This window comes from Streptomyces sp. NBC_00354, assembly GCF_036106915.1.
Lineage (GTDB): Bacteria > Actinomycetota > Actinomycetes > Streptomycetales > Streptomycetaceae > Streptomyces.
On the sequence record NZ_CP107983.1, the window covers coordinates 5,474,630 to 5,490,082 of the forward strand.

The following is a 15,453-nucleotide window of genomic DNA, read 5'->3' on the forward strand; positions in this document are numbered from 1 at the left end:
CCGAGCCTCATATGACAAGCCGTCATTCGATTCCGGAGCTCTGCGCGGAGAGGCTTGTCAACAAGCAGGGCCGCCGGGGAAATGGCGGCTCAATCGCTGAAGAACGACTCATGAGGGGCCTTCTTTGGGCTGCTCTGAGCTGCGCAAATGCTGAACCACCAACTCAACAGCGTGATCCACCGCAGCAAGACAGCCGTGACCGCACCGGCCGAGGCGAGTGGAGACCAGCCGACCGAGAACGGGCCCGCGTCACAACCGGGCCCCACACCCCGTAGGGGGACACGCCATCGGCTCTAAAGATCCGCACGGCCAGACATTGGCTGCGACGACTTCCGGGGACTCGGACCGCCCCCGGAACAAGCGGTGCCGTGCGAAGCCCAGTCCGACCTTCACCAATGACCACGGTCCCCAACGCCCGACTCTGCACTCCGGGCGTTGGCGGCCGTGGCTGTTCGTGGAATCGAGTAGCCGCTTCAACGAAGTGCGGCCCCGGTGCTGGAACACCGGGGCCGCTGCGAGCCGTCCACCTGCTAGGGAGAACACGACTCATGAAGCACATCGTTGCACGTCAGAAGCCCGTTACCGTCCTGCCATCGGACCTGGAACCGGCGGACGCCGAGCTCGCTGCGATTGAGGCGGAGATGCCGGTCATCTCTGCCGAGGTCGAGCTGCTGGACGCGCTGATCGCGCTGCTGGACCGGCCGGCCAGTGAGTTCGACGCAGGCCGGATCCGCCGGGCCCACAACCGCGTGTGGACCGCCCGCCGGGACCTGGCCAACCGCCAGGGTCCGCTGGAGGCGGCGTGAGCACCGCCCGGCGCCTGTCCCGGCCTCAGAAGATTGTCCTCACAACCGCGTTTGTGCCGATGCTCGCCACCGGCGCCGCGGGTGGAGCGGGCGCCTTCTCAAACGTCAAGGGCGCCTATGGCTCAGGGACCGCGCTGGGCGCGGTCGCTGCCGGCGAGGGTGCCACCGCCGTCCTTGCCCTGGTCCTGCTGGGCCTGACCATGCTTGGCCAGTCCTCGCCCCGCGTCGTGCGGATTGGATTGTGGGCGCTGCCCGCGGCTGCTGCGGTCATGGCAGCGATGGCCGCGCCGGATGCGGCCCGAACGGTGATCTACGCGGTCACTCCGATGGGCATGTGCGTGTCCGCGGAGGGCATGGCGTTTCTGGCCCGCCGCATCGTGGTCCACACCGACGGCTGGGATGCCGAAGCCGAGCACCGCGCCGCCGCCGTGGTCAGGTCGTTGGCCTTCCACCGAGCCCGTGCAGCGAACCACCCCGACGCCCGCGTTCGGAAGTCTTCTGAGCGCACCTCGTGGAGGCTGGCCCGAAAGGTAGGCACGGGGGATGCCTCACTCGGCTCGCGTCTTCTGGACGTGCAGCGCGAGCGGCTCACGACCGGCGCGGATGTCGCACTGGCGGACATGTTCGCTGTGGCCGTCACACCCGAGCGTCACGCCGTCACGGCCCCCGTGACGCCCGCCCTTCCCTCGGGCCCGGAGCCGCAGACGCCGCCCGCCCCGGCCGCCGTCGAAGCTGACACCGTCACGGTGCCCCGTGACGGAGAAGGCACGCAGGTCAGCGCCCTTACGCCGGAAGCTGTGGGGAAGGGTGTCACGCCCGTAACGCTGGCCGAGGTTGCGACTGTGGCGGGCGTGCCCACGCCCCTCCCGGCTGAGGCTCTCTCGGACGCGCAGCTCGTGGTGGTGCTGCGGCATTTGCGCTACTCCGCCGACCCGCCGCTGTCCTACCGGCAGGCCGTCACGGCCTTCCGTGACGCCGGGTTCGTCGGCGGTGAGCAGCGCATCCGCACCGCCTGGGGCACGCTGATGGCGCAGGAAGAGAGCGCCCCGTGAGCTCGCTCCCCGTCTACCGGTGGCGTCTGGCCCCGGAGGGGCTGGCCACTCGCCGTCAGCTTCGCGCCTCCGGGCTTCGGCCGGGTGGTCAGGATGTGGTCGCGCTGGTGGAGCGTCCGCGGCGCCGGCGCGGCCCGCTGGTGGCCTACCTGTATCGCGTCGACATGGCCAGGCCGGTCCGGCCGATGACCCCGGCTCGCTGGGTGGCGCTGGAGCGGGCGAATGCGGCCCGCCGCCGCTGCCCGGCCTGCCGACGCGATGCCGGATACGTCATCCCGGTCTCGCTCGGCGTGTGCGTGCCCTGCCATGACCGAACTGATCAGTGCGCCGCCTGAATCTCCGCTCTGCCTTGAAGGAGTTCTGCTGTGTCTCGCCGTACTCGCTCGCAGGCCGCTCAGGCGGCTGCTCCCGCCACCGTGCATATTCCCCGGCAGCGGGGCCGGCGCCGTCAGGCGCCGCAGGTCATCGTCGTCGTCTCCGAACAGCCCACCTGGACTGCCCGCGCCACCGTCGCGACTGGCCGGTTCATGTGGCGCCACTGCCGCGCCTGGGCACCCACCGGCGTCGCCGTCGGGCTGCTCGTGGTGGCCGCGATCCTGCACCTGTTCGCCCCGTGGACGGGTCTGGTAGTTGCTGTGACCGGTCTCGCACCGCTGGGGTACCTGGCATGGATGGCCAAGACCCGCCCGGCCAGCCAGACCGTGTGGGCCTGGCGAATCTCCCTCGCCGCCCTGGCCTTGGCCGGCCTCGGCTGGCTTGCGCTGGCCCTGTGGTTCGGCCCCCTCAGCGCTGCGCTGATGGGCCTGTGGTCGTTGACCGCCCTCACCGTTCAGATCCTGTGGCTGACCGTCGGCCGCTTCGCCGCTAAGGGGTCCAACTGATGGCCAACAACTCCTGGATGCCGACCAACGGCAACGGCGCTCAGCGCCCCACCAATCCCCCGACCAGCGGGCAGCGCAGGACCACCCCGCAGGGCGGCGGACAGCAGAGCGCTGGCGCTGCCCAGGGCGGTGCCAACCGGTCGCGGACGACGAACCGGAGCAAGTCGCGGGAGTACCACTTCCACATCAACGACAACGGCGGTGGCGCCCGTGGCGGGGGCCAGCAGGGCGGCCGTGCCGGTCAGGGCCGGGGCCAGGGCGGCGGCGGACGGGTTCACAGCCCGCTCGGTGATCCGGAGTTCTTCTCCAACGTCGACATCCGCAACTACTGCGAGAGCGGCCGGGGCCTGTTCCTGCAGATGTCGTTCGAGCTCGCCAACGCCGCCGAGCTGCTGAACGCGGTACTGAAGGAGGTACCCGACCCCGAGGGCCGTGCGTTCGGTTCTCGGATGCGGGCCCGCCGGGTGTCGAAGCGGCTGCAGAAGGCCGCGGAGGACGCCCGGGACACCGCCAAGAACCTGGCCGCGACGTATGCGGCGTTCCAGCGCGAGTTCGACCCCGAGCTCGCCCCCTACCAGTCGAAGCGTCCCCGCCAGGGCGGCCGGCGCTTCGACTTCGGCTCCTAACCCACATCCCAAGACCGGTAAGGAGGTCAGGCCATGTCCAGCACGAAGACCGAGGACCAGCAGTACGACGAGAGACTGCGCGCCGCCCACGGCGACGGGGGCGGGGTGGGCGAATACCTGCTCCACCGGGCGAAGCCGCACCTTCCCCCGTGGCTGTCCGGCCTCGGCGTCGGCCTGGCCTCCCTGCCCGCCCACTACTTCTGGTCCGGTGAGGCCGGCGTCACCGCCGGCCTCACCCTCGCCTCGGTCGGCCTGACCGGGCTGACCTGGTGGGCCGGCCGCTCCACCACGCAGCAGCGGCGCCTGCACTCCGCCGTCACGGTCGCCGCTGCGTCCTCGTGGTTCACGGCGGCCGCCATCGCGGGACCGGCGGCAGGCCCGCTGGGGGAGCTGTACTTCATCGGCGCCCCCGCTCTGGCCCTGTCCTGGAACATCCGCCAGATCCTGCGCCGCAACGTGGACGGCCCTAGCGCCGGTGCGGATGGCGGGTTCCTGGAAAAGGTCGGGCTGGCCAAGACGCAGGTGGTCCGCTCCGAGGTCGGCCCGAACAAAGCCACGTTCGACCTGCAGCTCCCGCGCGGAGAGCTGACTCCCGAGGACGTCTCGAAGAACATCACCCGCATCGCGGGGGCCCTGGACGTGCCGAAGAACGCTATCCGGGTCCAAGAGAATCCGGATTCGGCATCGCGGGTCACCCTCACGGTGGTGCCGCTGGACCTGCTCAAGAACACCGTGCCCTGCCCCGGACCGTCCAGCCCGGGCGGGTCGATCGCTGACGCGGTAATCGTCGGGATCTACGAGGACGGCACCCCGGTGCCGATGTGGTTCCCCGGCGATCCGAAGGCTGCCCGGAACGCCATGATGCTCCTGCTCATGGGGATGACCGGCTCCGGAAAGTCCGAGGGTGGCCTGACTGCCCTCGCGGAGATCCTCACCCGCCGCGACGTGATCGTGTGGGCATCCGACCCGGCCAAGGCAGACCAGACCCTGGGCCCGCTCCTTCCGGCGATCGACTGGGCCGCACTCGACATGCCCTCCACCGTGGCCATGGTCGAGGCTCTCAAGGCCGTCATCCCCGCCCGGACCGCGTGGCTGGCGAAGTACGGCTACAAGCAGTGGGAACCCGCGTGTGCCGAGGTCCAGGCCGACGGGGCCCCGGGCATGCCCTACCTGGTGGCCTGGTTCGAGGAGGCCGCCAAGCTGCTCCGCGAGATCGACGAGGACGCGCTGACCGGCATCGCGCAGGAGGCCCGCTCCTCCGGGGTCTCCGTGGTGATCTCCATGCAGCGCGCCTCCGGCAACCAGGTCTCCACCGACACCCGCGCCTCCCTCGGCTCCTCCTGGTGCCACGGCGTGCGCACCGAACGGGACGCACAGTTCGCTCTGGACGGTGAGGTGCTGGACGCCGGCGCGGCGCCGCACGTCTGGAAGGACAAGAAGCCCGGCTACTCCTACCTGGTCGCCAACGGCATCCCCGAGGATGCCTGGGCCACGCCCCTGCGCGATTACCTGTGCAGCGTGGACTACCTCCGGTGGGTCGTCCTCACGTTCGCCGATGTACGGGCACAGATCGATCCGGTCACGGCCGGGGCAGCTGCTCGCGCCGTGGACCGCGCGTTCACCGCCCGCACGCGCTACCCCCTGCCCGGCACCGCCGAGTTGGAGCCCTACGTGGACGACAGCTACGACGAACACGGCTACGGCGGCGACGAGGACGACTACGACGGCCCGGAGGGCGACGTGTACGACGCTGAGGAGGAGTTCACCGACCCCGAGGCGGAGCTGCCCGAGGTCGAGAACGTCGTCGACTTTGCTCAGCCTGTCGAGGAGGCGCCGCGGGTGAAGCTCACGCTGGCCGAGGCCCGGGCCGCGATGGAGGACCTCCTCGACGAGTTCGAGGAGGAGGGCCGCGAGATGGTCCGCCCCGCGGACTTCATGGAGCACTGCGACCGCCACGGCCGTTCCCGCTCATGGGTCTCCGGACAGGTCTCCGCGTTCGTCATGGCCGGCCGTCTGGCCGAGACGAACGAGGTCGGCCGCTACCGGATCGTCCCGTACCGGATCGCGGCCTGACGTGTCAGACGCGTCTGACACCCCTGACGCCGAACAGCGCCAAAACACAGGTCATACGCGTGCGTGAGGGTGTCAGACGGGTGTCTGACGCGTCTGACACCTCTCGCTGACACCCCTGACACCCGTACCTGAGCGGGGCCCGAGCCATCCGGCACGGGCCCCGCCCTCTTTCCCAGGGAGCCCTGTCATGTCCCACGAGACTCCGCCCGTGCCCCTCCGGTACGGGGAGGCTGTCCTCTACCCGCCCGCCGTTCCCGAGCCGCGGATGCTGCCGGCCGAGATACCGCCCGGCGTCCAGTACGTCATCCTCCCCGGTGGCGCCCGCACCCTCGCTTACACCTCCACCACCCCCGCCGAGCCGGTCCCGGCCCAGCGGGTCCCGGTGTGGGCGAAGACCACTGCCTTGCTCGCCCCGACCGTCGGGGGAGGCATCGGAGCCGCATCCGTCGGCCTCGCCTACGCCGCCCCGGGGCTGATCGCCCTGACTGAAGCCCTCTGGGCCGCCGTCGCCCTCATCGCCGCCGGCGGCGCCGCCCTCCTCCTCGGCCGCACCCGCCGGGCGCCGGCCTCCACCCACATCACGCAGCACATCACCTCGACCGGTCTGTTCGGCCGGGCCCACGGCAGCATCGGCCACCGGTAGCCGGGCATGGCCGCGTACCAGTACCTGAACTGGGGCGATGCCAGCCACTACGACCGAACCCGGGACCTGCCCTGCGTGCTCTGCGGCAGGCCCACCCCGCTCCGCTCCCACGCGAGCGAGCCCGTCCACAAGGTGTGCGCCGAGGACTGGAACGCCACCAGCCCGGACCAGCCGCGCCGATACACCCTCCCCGTCAAGCGCAAGCCGCAGCATGACGTCGGCACCTGGCGCTTCCACAACGACGGCCCCAACACCCCAACCCTGCGCCCCACGACCGTCACTGAATTGCGCCCGCTCGGCCCGGACGACGGGCCCCTCGAACTCTTCGCCGCATGAACCGACGAGAGCGGCCCCGTCTCGCCAAAGCCGGACCGCTCTCGTCTTCCAGCACTCTCAAGAACTGGAGAGCACCAGCATGACCCACACCGTCCCCATCCGGCGAGACGCCGACCGCCCGGTCTTACTGGATCTGTTCTGCTGCGCCGGCGGCGCCGCCATGGGCTACCACCGTGCCGGATTCACCGTCACCGGCGTCGATATCGCCCCCCGACCGAACTACCCCTTCCCTCACCGCCAGGCGGATGCGCTCGACGTCCTCGCGGAGCTGATCGCCTCCGGGGAGATCGAGCGTTACGCGATGGTGCACGCCTCTCCGCCCTGCCAGAAGGGATGCGCCCTGACGGTCGGGACGAACACCTCCCGCGGCTGGGGCAACGAGCACGTCGACCTCGTCGCCCCCACCCGTGACCTGTTGGACGCATCCGGCCTGGCGTACGTGATCGAGCAGCCCAACGGCAGGGCCGCCATCCGCAAGGATCTCTCCCTGTGCGGGGAGATGTTCGGCCTCGGCGTGCTCCGGCACCGCAACTTCGAGTTGGGCGGCTGGAGCACCAACCGGCCGGCGCACCGAAAGCACCGGGGCCGCGTGCGCGGCTGGCGCCACGGTCGATACTTCGACGGTCCGTACGTCGCCGCATACGGATCCGGCGGCGGTAAAGCCACCGTCCCCGAGATGCAGCAGGCGATGGGCATCGACTGGACCGACGTCCGTGAGGAACTCACCGAGGCCATCCCGCCCACATTCACCGAATGGATCGGTCACGCCTTCCTCACCAGTGCCTCGGTCCGCGGGGCGGTGGCAGCGTGAGCGCCAACCTGCTCGCCGCAGCCCTCACCGCCGCCGCTCGCGGCTGGCCCGTCTTCCCCCTGCGCCCCGGACAGAAGCGGCCCGCCCTGCACGGCGAAGATCAGTGCGCTCTGACCGGTCCGTGCGCGGGCGGGCACGTGAAGTGGGAGCAGCGCGCCACCACCGACCGGGCCGCGATCGTCCGCTGCTGGACCCACAAGCCGTACAACGTCGGCATCGCGACCAGGCCGGCCGGGCTGGTCGTGGTGGACCTGGACATGCCCAAGGCGAACAGCAAGAGCGACGCGCCTGACGGCGCGGCGACCTTCAAGGCGCTCTGCGAGCGCGCCGGGCAGGCCGTCCCCACCACCTACCGGGTGCGGACCCCCAGCGGTGGAGAGCACCTGTACTTCACCGCCCCAGCCGGACTCCGGCTCGGGAACACCGCGGGCAGGCTCGGCCCGCTCATCGACACCCGCGCCCACGGCGGATACGTCGTCGCCCCCGGCAGCACCACCCCCGCCGGGATGTACGAGGTCATCGACCCGGCCCCCGTCGCGGAACTGCCCGCCTGGATTCCGAGCCTGCTCGAGCCGCCCAAGCCCGCCGTGGTCACCACGCTGCGGCTCCCGGCCGTCAGCGGCAGCCTGGCAGCGAACGCAGCCCTGGAGCGGGAGTGCGACGTGGTCCGCACCGCGCCGCCGAAGCAGGCGAACAACACCCTCAACCGATGCGCTTTCAAGGTGGGGCGGTTCGTCGCATGGGGCGACATCCCCCGGCACGAGGTCGAGGAGGCCTTCCAAGCGGCGGGGGAGGCGCGGGGACTCACCGTTGCCGAGTGCCGCGCCACCATCCGCAGTGCTCTCGACAGCTCCATCCGCCAGGCCCGGCCCCGGGAGACGGCATGAGCACCCACCCCCATCCCCGCTTGGAAGGCCCCACGAACACCCCGGACGGCATCAGCAGCGCCGGACCGGCCCCCGCCACGGACGGCAATGGCGCGCCGAGGGTCGTCGCCCGTCAGGGCGTCCGTACAGCTCTTCGCCCTGACCCGCACACGACCGTGCCCCTGCGGCACGCCCTGGATGACAGGAGGAACGCCGCATGACCGCGCAGCAGACCATCGATGGTGCCGCCCTGCTCGACGAGATCGAGGCGTTCCACCGACGGTTCAACGTCTTCCCCACCGAAGCCGCGTTCGTGGCGGTCACGCTGTGGGACGCGCACACGCACCTGCTCGACTGCTTCGACTCCACTCCCCGTCTCGCGTTCCTCTCCCCGGAACCGGCGAGCGGCAAGACCAGGGCCCTGGAGATCGTGGAGACCCTCGTGCCGCAGCCGATGGTCGCGGTCAACGCGTCCGCTTCCGCGCTGTTCCGGGCGGTGTCCGGACTGGAAGCCAGGCCCACGATCCTCTTCGACGAGATCGACACCGTGTTCGGTCCCAAGGCGGGGGAGAACGAGCAGCTCCGCGGGTTCCTGAACGCCGGGTACCGCCGGATCGGGGTCATGTACCGGTGCGTTGGTGACGGCTCCAACCAGCAGGTACAGGAGTTTCCCTCCTTCTGCGCGGTCGCGGTGGCCGGCCTCGGCTCGCTGCCGGACACGATCCTGACCCGGTCCGTCATCATCCGCATGCGCCGGCGGGCCCGGAACGAGAAGGTCGAGCCCTACCGTCAGCGCACCAACGAAGCCGAAGGTAACGCCCTGCGTAAGCGGCTGGGGGAGTGGGCTGATTCGGTCCGCGAGCGGGTCCAGGACGCGTGGCCCGAGATGCCGCCGGAGGTCACCGACCGGCCGGCGGACGTGTGGGAGCCGCTCCTCGCGGTCGCGGACGCTGCGGGCGGGCACTGGCCCGCCCGGGCCCGTGCCGCCTGTCTGGAGCTGGTGAACGCGGCCAAGGCCGACGACAAGGGCAGCATCGGTATCCGGCTGCTGACCGATCTCCGCGACCAGGTTCTGAGCGGCATCGACCGTCTGCCCACCGTGGCTGTACTGGACCGGCTCTGCTCCCTCGATGAAGCCCCCTGGGCCGACATGAGCGGCCGGCCGCTCGACTCCCGCACGCTCGCCAAGCTGCTCGGGGAGTACATGACCGGGGCCAATACCCCGATCAAGGCCCGCAACATCAAGACCGGCGGCGGGGTCCTGAAGGGGTACTACGCCGCAGATCTCCACGATGCGTGGCAGCGGTACTGCCCTCCACCCCCCGGGGAGTCCGCTACTTCCGCTACCTCCGCTACCTCGCAGGTCAACGGCACCGAAAAGGTAGCGGACGGCCTCCACGCGTCCGCTACCTGAGCGCTACCCCCGCTACCAGCCCTGTGGCACCCGCCCGGGGCCGGTAGCGGATCCATCCGCTACCGCTACCCCTATCCGCTACCTCGATCATGCCCCTGACCAGGGCGGTAGCGGAGGTAGCGGAGGTAGCGGACCTGACAGGAAGGCCAGAGCGATGCCTTGGAGGCGGCCTTGACCAACCACACCCGAAAGCGCGGGATGCTCACTGTCCCCGAGGTCTGCGACGAACTCGGCGTCTCGCGGTCGACCTTCTACGACTGGCGCCAGAAGCGGCGTGCCCCGCGCTGCATCAAGCTCCCGAACGGTGACCTCCGGGTTCGTCGGGGCGACCTGGAAGCGTGGCTCAACGACTGTGAGGACGCTGCCTGATGGACAGCACGTTCAACATCAAGCTTTGGAAGACCTCGGTCTACAAGGGCGCCCGCAAGACCACGCACACCGTCCGCTGGGAGCTGGACGGACGGGAGTGGCGGCAGCCGTTCGGAACCGCTGCTCTCGCAGAGTCCTTCCGCTCGCAGCTTGTCGTCGCCGCCCGTCGTGGTGAAGCTTTCAGTACCACGACGGGGCGGCCCCTCTCACAGCAGTCCGCCGCGAATGCCGTCGACTGGTACGGATTCGCAGTGCAGTTCGCCGATGCCCAGTGGGCGCGCACGTCGGCCAACAACCGGAAAGTCGTCGCCAAGGTGCTGATGGCATCCACCATCGCCCTGCTCCGCGCTCCGGTGCCGAGTCACATTGCCGTGGTTGATCTACGTACGGCGCTGCGCGAGTTCGCCTTCAACATGAAGCGTCGCGACCAGGCCGCGCCGGAGACGATCGCGATTCTCAGATGGGTCGAGCGCAACACGCCGTCGATGGCGGCTTGGGAAGGTCCGGCCAAGGTGGAGGCCGTATTGAGTGCCCTTTCGGCCAAGCTGGACGGGAAGCCGGTCGCACTGAGCTCTGTCAAGCGCACCACACGGGTTCTCAACGTTGCGATGGAGTATGCGGTCAAGCAGCGGATCCTTCGCGAGAACCCGCTGCCCAAGGGGAGAGGTACCTCACCAAAGACCTCCTCGGCTGTGGACAAGCGATCCCTCGTGAACCCGCAACAGGCCGCCCTCCTGTTGGACGCGATCCGCCGGCGTCCCCGCGGGGGAGAGCGACTTCACGCCCTTTTCGCCACGTTGTACTACCTGGGCCTTCGCCCTGAGGAGGCGGTGGCACTGGCCGTCTCCGATGCACGCCTGCCGGTGGAAGGGGACGTAGACCAGTGGGGCGAACTGTTGATCCATACGGCCCAGCCCGAGGTGGGTGGCAACTGGACGGATTCGGGTGAGATCCACGAAGAGCGCGGGCTCAAAGGCCGGGCCGCAGACGACATGCGGTCCGTGCCTTGCCGTCCGGCCTTGACCAGGATCCTGCGCGAGCACGTTGAGCGCGAGGGCCTCAAGCCGGGTGACCTGCTGTTCCAGGGGGAGAAGGGGGACATGCTCGCGGGCTCTGTCATCCGCCGAGCCTGGCGTACGGCTCGCGAGAAGGTTCTTACTCCGCATGAGTTCGAGTCGCCGCTCGGGAGAAGGGTGTACGACCTGCGGAACACCTGCTTGACGAACTGGCTCAACGGGGGCATCCCGCCGGCCCAAGTAGCTGACTGGGCCGGGAACAGCGTTCCAGTCCTCCTGGCGACCTACGCACGGTGCATCGACGGGCAGCTGGCCGATATGAAGCGACGGATCGAGGAGGGTGGAGATCTGCCGGATGTGGGCGCCTAGACCTGAGAGGGGCCAGAAAACTTCACCGCGTATTCTCCGCAGCCACCCGTAGAAACCCGGTGACAGCCGGACATGCCCGGACCGTCCCCAGCCCACGCCGAGGGCGGCCCGGGGGCTAGTTGGCTGATGCAGCGGACCTGAAAAGGCGGCCCTGACCTGCGCGAAAGCCCTCCCCGGGGGGAGGGCTTGGGGTGGGACGTGAAGAGTGCCCCCGGCAGGACTCGAACCTGCGGCCAAGTGCTTAGAAGGCACCTGCTCTATCCACTGAGCTACGGGGGCCGGAAGGTGGCCGTGGTGGCCTGGAGCCCCGGGGTGGGGGTGGGACTGTCGTCCGGACCGGGTCAAGGATAGGGCTCCGGCCGCCTTGTCCCGGTTGCTTCACCCGCGTGCCACGATGTGGAGGTTCGGTGAAGCGGTCCCGATAATCGCAGGCAGGTGCGATTCTCGCACCGCTTTTGCGCCGCGGCGCCCCTGGTGTTGTGCACTCGTTATGCCTGCGCCCCACTCGTCCGCTGTGTCCAAAAGGTCCCACTGGAGTCGCGGTCGGCGCGCAGAGGGCGTATAAGCTTCAAAAATGGTCCCAAATTGGGCATTCTTCGCATGTGGTGACCTTGGATGTTCGGCCTCAGCTGCTCGATGCCCTGTCCGCCCTGCGCGACCGGGTCGCGTCCGTGCGTCTGCCGCTGCCCCTGCCCGGCGCCCCGCGCGCCCGCCAGACCAGAGCCGAGCTGCTCGCGCAGCTCGACGACTACCTCGTACCCCGGCTGAAGGCGCCCGAGGCGCCGCTGCTCGCCGTCGTCGGCGGGTCCACCGGGGCCGGTAAGTCCACTCTCGTCAACTCTCTCGTGGGACGCCAGGTGAGTGAGGCCGGCGTACTGCGCCCCACCACCCGCATCCCCGTACTCGTCTGCCATCCGGATGACCATCACTGGTTTGCCGGAATGCGGGTGCTCCCCGACCTGATGCGGGTCTGGGCCCCGCCCGGCGAGGACGACCCGCTCCCCGCCCCCCACCGCGGCTCCCCCCGCGCATTCGGGAACACCGCCGCCACCCGCGAGCTGCGGATCGAGACCGTCGCCGGCCTCCCGCGCGGGCTCGCCATCCTCGACGCCCCCGACATCGACTCCCTCGTCGTCGAGAACCGGACACTCGCCGCCGAGCTCATCTGCGCCGCCGACGTCTGGGTCATGGTGACCACCGCCTCGCGGTACGCCGACGCCGTGCCCTGGCACCTGCTGCGCACCGCCAAGCAGTACAAGGCGACCCTGGGCATCGTCCTCGACCGGGTCCCGCACCAGGTGCTCGCCGAGGTCTCGCGCCAGTACGGGGCCCTGCTCACCCGGGCCGGGCTGGGCGACGTACCCCGGTTCACGGTGCCCGAGCTGCCCGAATCGGCCGGCGGGGGCGGGCTGCTGCCCGCCAGCGCCGTCGCCCCGCTCTTCGCGTGGCTCGCCCACCACGCACAGGACCCGGCCGCCCGGCAGTACGCCGTCGGGCGCACCGCGCTCGGCGCGCTGGACTCCCTCGGGCGCCGGATGCCGGAGCTGGCATCCGCCGTCGCCGCCCAGTACGCCGCCTCCGTACGGCTGACCTCGGCCGTGGAGGACGCGTACCGGAGGGAGGGCAAGCGGGTCCGCAACCGGCTCGACCAGGGCGCCGTACTGGCCGGGGACGCGCTGACCCGGTGGCGCGGCTACCCCCTCGACACCAGCGCCGACGAACTGCTCGACTCGCTCGCCGAGTCGCTCGCCGCGCTCCTCCAGTGCGCGGTGGCCGCCGCCGACGAGCGGATCGCCCAGGCCTGGCGGCGCGAGCCGGCCGCCGGGGCGGTGCAGCTGCCCGGGCCCGACCGGGACGCGGCGGAACGTATCGGCATGGCCGTACGGCGCTGGCGGCGCGTACTGGAGGAACTCGCCGAGGAGGAGGTCGCACGGCTCGACAAGCAGCCCGCACCCGACCCCGACGGGATCGCCGCCCTGCTGGTCGCGGCCCTCCTCGGCGGCAAACGGGCCCGGCCCGCCGGGGAGAAGCTCGCCGAGCGGATCGGCGTACAGGCCGCCGTACGGCTGCGCGACCGGGGCGGCGAACTGGTCGCGCATCACCTGGAGCAGGTGCTGCGGGCCGAACGGGACCGCCGCCTGGCCCCGCTGGAGGCGCTCGAGGTGACGCCGGAACCACAGGCCGAGCTGATCGCCGCGCTGTCCCTACTGCAGAAGGAGAGGTGACGCGGTGACCGCTTTGACCGACCGCACCGACGACCGCTGGGACGACGGATTCATCGCACGCTCGCGCCGCGCCGGCGGGATCGACGTCGACCTTGACCTCGACGCCGATGACGACGGGGACGAGGGCGACGACGCGCTCGTCCGTGCCGTCTCCGGCGCCGGCAGCGACGGGGGCAAGGCGCCCTCGCCGCCGCCCAGCCCCGAGGGACAGGCGCTGCGCACGCGCCTCGAGGCGCTGCGCCAGCTGGTCGGGCTCTCACGGACCCGGCTCGACGGAAAGACCCTCGCCGAGGCCGGCCGGGTGCTCGACGAGGCGGCCGCGCGGCGCGGGCTGTCGCTGCAGCACACGGTCGTCGCGATCGCCGGGGCCACCGGAAGCGGCAAGTCCACACTCTTCAATTCACTCGCCGGAGTGCAGATTTCCGAGACGGGGCTGCGCAGGCCGACGACCGCCGCGCCCATCGCGTGCAGCTGGTCGGACGGCGCGGCCGGGCTGCTCGACCGCCTCGAGATCCCGGGCAGGCTGCGGCGCCGGCCGCGCGAGACCTCGGAGACCGGGGCGCTGCGCGGGATGGTCCTCGTGGACCTGCCGGACCTGGACTCGGCGGTCGGCGCCCACCGCGACCACGTGGACCGGGTGCTCGCCCTGGTCGACGCAGTGGTGTGGGTGGTCGACCCGGAGAAGTACGCCGACGCGGTGCTGCACGAGCGGTACCTGCGGCCGCTGGCCGGGCACGCCGAGGTGACGTTCGTCGTGCTGAACCAGGTGGACCGGCTGCCCGGCGAGTCGGCGGACCTCGTACTGGACGACCTGCGGCGGCTGTTGGACGACGACGGCATCGCCCTCGGCGAGCACGACGAGCCCGGCGCCACCGTCCTCGGGCTGTCGGCGCTGACCGGCGAGGGCGTCGGGGAACTCCGCGACCTCCTCGCACAGTTCACCCAGGAGAAGGGCGCCGCGACCCGGCGGATCTCCGCCGATGTCGACCGGGCCGCCATGCGCCTGCGCCCGCTGTACGTGGCCGACGGCCATCCGGGGCCGGAGATCGGGGAGGCGGCGCGCGCCGAGTTCGAGGACCGGCTCGCGGAGGCGGTCGGGGCGTACGCGGCCGGGCTGGCCGCCGAGCGGGCCTGGCGGCGCAATGCCGGCAAGGCGTGCGGCACCCCGTGGCTGCGCCTGTGGCGGTGGTACGAGGGCCGGCGCGCCCCGCGCACGCTGGCCGGGCTGGCCGCCCTGGCGGCGATCGGCGGCCGGGGGCCCGCGACCGCGCAAACGCCGGTCGAGGAGGAGGTGACCGCGCGCCAGCGGGTGGAACAGGCCGTTCGGGCGGTCGCCGACGCGGCGGCCGACGGGCTGCCCGACGCCTGGGCGCAGGCGGTACGGGAGACCGCGGTGCGCGGCGCCGAACAGCTCCCGGAGTCGCTGGACGAAATCGCGGTGACGCTGGGGTCGGCGGTCACGGTGCCGAGCGCCCGGCCGCCGCGGCCGGCGTGGTGGCCGGCGGCGGTGCTGGCGCAGGCGGCGATGACGCTGCTGCAGATCCACGGCGGGCTGTGGCTGGTCGGGCAGATCGTCGGGGTCCTGGAGCCGCGCCTGATGCCGCCGGTGCTGCTGATGGTGGCGGGCATCGTCGGCGGGCCGCTGGTGGAGTGGACCTGCTCGATCGCGGCCCGGGGCCCGGCGCGCAGGTGCGGGCAGGACGCGGAGCGGCGGCTGCGGCAGGCGGCGGCCGGTTGCGGGCGGGCCCGGGTGCTGGAGCCGGTGGCGGCGGAGCTGCTGCGCTACCGGGAGGTGCGCGAGCAGTACGCGACGGTGGCCTCAGGGGGGACGAAGTTGTCCACAACCCGCCAGTAGTCCACAGGCCGGAGCGGGAATCGGGAGGCCGCGCCAGCATGGGTCGTACCTCGTGCGGATGGTCCGTGCGGGTCGTGCGGATGGTCTGTGCAGGTCGTGCGGATGGTCCGT

The 15,453-nt window shown here is 71.2% G+C and carries 15 protein-coding genes and 1 tRNA gene; 15 read left to right on the forward strand and 1 reads right to left on the reverse strand.

Going from position 1 to position 15,453, the window contains the following annotated elements:
- The first annotated feature begins 548 nt into the window (after nucleotides 1-548).
- From OHT74_RS25060 to OHT74_RS25120, 13 genes are all read left to right on the forward strand, one after another.
- Entirely contained in the window at nucleotides 549-806 is a 258-nt protein-coding gene (locus OHT74_RS25060; protein ID WP_328621457.1) for a DUF6284 family protein, read from the forward strand.
- A gap of 59 nt (nucleotides 807-865) precedes the next feature.
- Nucleotides 866-1,858, forward strand: a complete 993-nt coding sequence (locus tag OHT74_RS25065) for a hypothetical protein (RefSeq protein WP_328623385.1) — start codon at nucleotides 866-868, stop codon at nucleotides 1,856-1,858.
- Nucleotides 1,855-2,193 carry an RRQRL motif-containing zinc-binding protein gene (locus OHT74_RS25070; RefSeq protein ID WP_328621458.1) on the forward strand — a complete coding sequence of 113 codons (339 nt, stop codon included), beginning with the start codon at nucleotides 1,855-1,857 and terminating at the stop codon, nucleotides 2,191-2,193. Before OHT74_RS25065 ends, OHT74_RS25070 begins: the two co-directional genes overlap by 4 nt.
- A gap of 30 nt (nucleotides 2,194-2,223) precedes the next feature.
- Complete coding sequence (locus tag OHT74_RS25075) at nucleotides 2,224-2,739, forward strand: hypothetical protein (RefSeq protein WP_328621459.1); 516 nt, start codon at nucleotides 2,224-2,226, stop codon at nucleotides 2,737-2,739.
- Nucleotides 2,739-3,365 (forward strand): plasmid transfer protein TraA, encoded by a 627-nt coding sequence (traA, locus tag OHT74_RS25080; protein WP_328621460.1) that lies wholly within the window; start codon nucleotides 2,739-2,741, stop codon nucleotides 3,363-3,365. Before OHT74_RS25075 ends, traA begins: the two co-directional genes overlap by 1 nt.
- Before the next feature lie 33 nt (nucleotides 3,366-3,398).
- Entirely contained in the window at nucleotides 3,399-5,438 is a 2,040-nt protein-coding gene (traB, locus tag OHT74_RS25085) for a plasmid transfer protein TraB (protein ID WP_328621461.1), read from the forward strand.
- Between the two features lie 187 nt (nucleotides 5,439-5,625).
- A complete protein-coding gene (locus OHT74_RS25090; RefSeq protein WP_443047527.1) occupies nucleotides 5,626-6,081 on the forward strand; it encodes a hypothetical protein in 456 nt (151 codons plus the stop codon).
- 6 nt (nucleotides 6,082-6,087) lie between these two features.
- Entirely contained in the window at nucleotides 6,088-6,417 is a 330-nt protein-coding gene (locus OHT74_RS25095; RefSeq protein ID WP_328621462.1) for a hypothetical protein, read from the forward strand.
- Between the two features lie 79 nt (nucleotides 6,418-6,496).
- Nucleotides 6,497-7,228: a DNA methylase gene (locus OHT74_RS25100; RefSeq protein ID WP_328621463.1), complete on the forward strand. Its 732-nt coding sequence runs from the start codon at nucleotides 6,497-6,499 to the stop codon at nucleotides 7,226-7,228.
- Nucleotides 7,225-8,115, forward strand: a complete 891-nt coding sequence (locus OHT74_RS25105; RefSeq protein WP_328621464.1) for a bifunctional DNA primase/polymerase — start codon at nucleotides 7,225-7,227, stop codon at nucleotides 8,113-8,115. Before OHT74_RS25100 ends, OHT74_RS25105 begins: the two co-directional genes overlap by 4 nt.
- Nucleotides 8,116-8,311: 196 nt before the next feature.
- Nucleotides 8,312-9,508, forward strand: a complete 1,197-nt coding sequence (locus OHT74_RS25110) for a DUF3631 domain-containing protein (RefSeq protein ID WP_328621465.1) — start codon at nucleotides 8,312-8,314, stop codon at nucleotides 9,506-9,508.
- A 198-nt stretch (nucleotides 9,509-9,706) separates the two neighbouring features.
- The gene (locus OHT74_RS25115; protein WP_266673038.1) at nucleotides 9,707-9,877 is read left to right on the forward strand and encodes a helix-turn-helix transcriptional regulator; all 171 of its coding nucleotides are present in this window, start codon (nucleotides 9,707-9,709) and stop codon (nucleotides 9,875-9,877) included.
- The gene (locus OHT74_RS25120) at nucleotides 9,877-11,262 is read left to right on the forward strand and encodes a tyrosine-type recombinase/integrase (RefSeq protein WP_328621466.1); all 1,386 of its coding nucleotides are present in this window, start codon (nucleotides 9,877-9,879) and stop codon (nucleotides 11,260-11,262) included. The genes OHT74_RS25115 and OHT74_RS25120 overlap by 1 nt, the downstream gene beginning before the upstream one ends.
- A gap of 206 nt (nucleotides 11,263-11,468) precedes the next feature.
- Here the strand turns inward: OHT74_RS25120 and OHT74_RS25125 are convergent.
- A tRNA-Arg gene (locus OHT74_RS25125) sits at nucleotides 11,469-11,541 on the reverse strand.
- A gap of 332 nt (nucleotides 11,542-11,873) precedes the next feature.
- Here OHT74_RS25125 and OHT74_RS25130 point away from each other — a divergent pair.
- Nucleotides 11,874-13,487 (forward strand): GTPase domain-containing protein, encoded by a 1,614-nt coding sequence (locus OHT74_RS25130; protein ID WP_328621467.1) that lies wholly within the window; start codon nucleotides 11,874-11,876, stop codon nucleotides 13,485-13,487.
- A gap of 4 nt (nucleotides 13,488-13,491) precedes the next feature.
- Nucleotides 13,492-15,342: a GTPase gene (locus OHT74_RS25135; RefSeq protein ID WP_328621468.1), complete on the forward strand. Its 1,851-nt coding sequence runs from the start codon at nucleotides 13,492-13,494 to the stop codon at nucleotides 15,340-15,342.
- Nucleotides 15,343-15,453: the final 111 nt, after the last annotated feature.